2 protein-coding genes are annotated in these 1,543 nt (G+C 31.0%); both read left to right on the top strand.

All coding sequences use genetic code 11. The features are described 5' to 3' along the window. Positions 1-293: hypothetical protein (locus HW45_RS29525; RefSeq protein WP_038225342.1), on the top strand; the 293-nt coding region annotated here is incomplete at its 5' end. Further along, positions 280-1,512 carry a hypothetical protein gene (locus HW45_RS04885; RefSeq protein ID WP_152559632.1) on the top strand — a complete coding sequence of 411 codons (1,233 nt, stop codon included), beginning with the start codon at positions 280-282 and terminating at the stop codon, positions 1,510-1,512. The genes HW45_RS29525 and HW45_RS04885, both read left to right, overlap by 14 nt. Positions 1,513-1,543 lie beyond the last annotated feature (31 nt).

Below are 1,543 nucleotides of genomic sequence, written 5' to 3'. Positions count from 1 at the left end.
AGTTTATTCATCAAAAAGATGTTGATCTGCAAACCTATAAGCAACAATATAGATTATTGGATCAACGATTGGAAAATATTGACAAACAATTAAAGCTAACCAAAAACGTAATCAATAGCCTAATGAAAGAAATTATGGTTGATGAAGCTAATGCCCTTGATTTATTTAGAAATATCACCTCACTTTCAGATTTGGAAATGACTAAGTTGTCTATTACAAATCAGTTGGCTGATATTGTGAATAATATAAAAATATTAAACTCTGACGTTCCAGCTAGATATGTTATTAATTAGAAATCCTAGAATTATTGTATCTTTAATATTGTCGTTTTTGTTTGCGATAATGTTATATTTTGCGTTTTATAGTAAAATTGATATCGTATCTACTGGAACTGGAGTTCTTGCAGTTAATGATAGTAATCTGAATATATTGTCGCCATCATCGGGCATTATAAAGGTTGTTAAAGTTACTCGAGGAGATAAAGTAGAGAAAGGAAGTCATCTTATTACCATTAGTAATATAGAAGATGAAAACAGATTCAAATTATTAAGACATAACGAGCTGGTTTTTCAAAAGCAGCTCAAAAAGCTTAATTACGAAAAAAAAGAACTTGCTACCATAGAGCGAGAGGATAATGTTCATGAAAAACCGGGTTACGACTCATCTTTGACATTGCAAAAAGTAAAAAATAAATACGACTTCTATTTGCAAAAAGAAAGTGAATATGAAGATAAAAAAATCGTCACTGAGAAGAAGATTAAGTCGTTAGATCAGCAAAAGAATTTGTTGGAAAGGAAGAGCAGTATGTTAGAAAGTTCACTTGGAAGGACTACAAGGTTAATTGATACTCAATTGGAATCTCAAAAAATACAGCTACAACTGCTTGAAAGTGAGCTTTTGATTGAGGAGTCTAGGAATTTGGTTAAAGCTGCTTTCTTTGATTTCAAACAGTTGGTTTTAGATTTATCTGACAAGACAGAAAGCGACTTAGAGGATCTCAAAGGAAAAGAAGCAAATAACAGATCTGAACTTAATATTGTTAAAGAGCGTATTAGTTCGACAGATATAAACTCTACAGTACAAGGAACAGTTCTTTCCTTAAAAGAAGGTCTTGCGTCAGGCGTATATATTGAAAGAAATACACAAATAATGGTTCTTAAAAGGTCAGATGATGGAATATATGTCGACGGAAAATTTGAATCTAAATTAAGACCTTTTGTTTCTATCGGAGCAATAGTAAAGATAAGAATAAATGCTCCAGGAATTAAAGATTACTTTTATGGAAAGGTAACTGGTATAAGTGCTGATTCTTTCGACTACAAACAGTACAACAAACAAGGTAGCCGTTATTATTCAGTTAAAGTTAACTTTGATAAGGATAAAGACAATTATAAAAAATTAAAGAATATGCTCGGTTTACAAACTTCTTTATATATTGTTAATGATCAAGTGTCATTTATCGAGTATATACTATCAGTTTTCAATAAAGATTTGGATTTCTCTGTATGGTAGGTTTTATAGGAGCTCTTTCTTCCTCGTTATG

The sequence above is a fragment of the Vibrio sp. ER1A genome (genome assembly GCF_000733315.1).
In the GTDB taxonomy this organism is placed as follows: Bacteria; Pseudomonadota; Gammaproteobacteria; order Enterobacterales; family Vibrionaceae; genus Vibrio; species Vibrio mediterranei.
This window is presented reverse-complemented; position numbering and strand designations above follow the sequence as displayed.

Excerpts from the sequence above, each read along its gene's own strand:
- HW45_RS04885 (WP_152559632.1), top strand. The coding sequence starts at position 280 with ATGTTATTAATTAGAAATCCTAGAATTATTGTATCTTTAATATTGTCG.